General features: G+C 62.0%; 1 pseudogene. It reads left to right on the top strand.

Going from position 1 to position 1,388, the window contains the following annotated elements:
* Window positions 1-710 precede the first annotated feature (710 nt).
* A pseudogene (locus C2847_RS13090) lies at window positions 711-1,362 on the top strand (transposase).
* Window positions 1,363-1,388 lie beyond the last annotated feature (26 nt).

Raw genomic sequence — 1,388 nt, 5'->3', positions numbered from 1 at the left:
GTTTATGCAGGGTATTCGGGAGGTGCAAGTTTTGAGTTAAAGAACCCTGGGACAGATCGGAAATGCCGAAGGGCCAGCCTCACAATGCCCGGCTTCTGTGCGGCTCAGGCACCGTGGTATGCCCGAATTGCTCCTCGGGACAGAAGTAGGAACCGCTAGCCCAAGGGCGACCACAGGGGCATGATTGGCGAAGTAGAGGATCGTCCCATATAAGGGCCGACTGCGATCCGCACCGCATGAGGTGGCTGCACCCGGAGGTCGGGCATAAACCGCTCACAGTCGCTCTTTAAGGGTCGGACCCCCAAAGCAGCTCTTGGTGATGTCCTTGCAAGCTTCGTAGCGAAAGGCAAGGATGGAAAGGTTGAGCGGCGAAAACCCTTGAGCGGCATGTGCGCAGGGCAAAAGACTGTGGTGTGAAAGGGGATGTTATGCTTTTAATCGCATGCGCGTAAGTGTCTGCCCGGGCAACAGTACTCGACACCTTCTCAGGTGCCGAGATGCAAAGGATCCGAGGGGGTCCTCGAGCGCCTTCGTGCCTTGGGACCAGACCCTCTGCCTATGGGTGGGCCAGTGGCAGGTTCGAGGTCTTAAGATTACGAAGCATCCCGAGAAAGCACGATTTGGTGTAAAAGCTTCTTCTACCGGTACCGGAGACGATCTATTCCGTCGCCCGTTGCGCTACTTAAGTGCCCCCGCCTTATACTTACCTCATGCCAGCCCCTCTGCGCCTCCACCCGACACCCCAGGAAGACGCTCGGCTACGGGAACTGGAGACCAACCCCTTGGTGCCCCACAAGGTGCGGCGCCGGGCCCAGGCGGACCGCCTGGGGGCCCAGGGCTGGACCGCCCCTTGCATCACCCGTCACCTGGGCCTGGACCGAACCACGGCCTGGCGGGACCTGAGGCGGTAGCTGCGGGAGGGAGTCCATGGCCTGGCGGACGGGAAGGCCCACGGGGCCAAGCCCCGGTGGGAGGCCATGACCACATACCTGCAGAAGCTTTTGTCCTGGGGGGAGGCCTGGTTTGCTCCCCTGCTGCTGGAGGCCCTGGAGAGGCGCTTCCTTGTGCGCTTCCACCCGGAGGCGGTGAGGCGGAAGCTCCTGGCCCTGGGGTACCGGTGGAAGCGGACGGGGGTTGGAGGTGGTGTACCTGCCGCGGTACAGTCCCCACCTCAATCCGGTAGAGACGGTGTGGCGGCGGGTGAAGGGGTGGCCCTTGCTGTGGCGGAGCTATGGGAGTGTGGCGGAGTTGCGGGAGGCGGTGGAGGGGGCTTTGAGGGAGCTGCAGGCGCGTTTGGAGAGAGGTGGGGCAAAGCCTATGCGTGGGCACTTAGAGGCTGTCGTAAAAGTCTTGTATCCTTGAAGGGTGCAGAGGACACGCACATCTTA

This window comes from Thermus tenuipuniceus (assembly GCF_002964845.1).
GTDB classification, from domain to species: domain Bacteria; phylum Deinococcota; class Deinococci; order Deinococcales; family Thermaceae; genus Thermus; species Thermus tenuipuniceus.
Note: the sequence above shows the minus strand (reverse complement) of the source record. Positions and strands in the feature narration are given on the sequence as shown.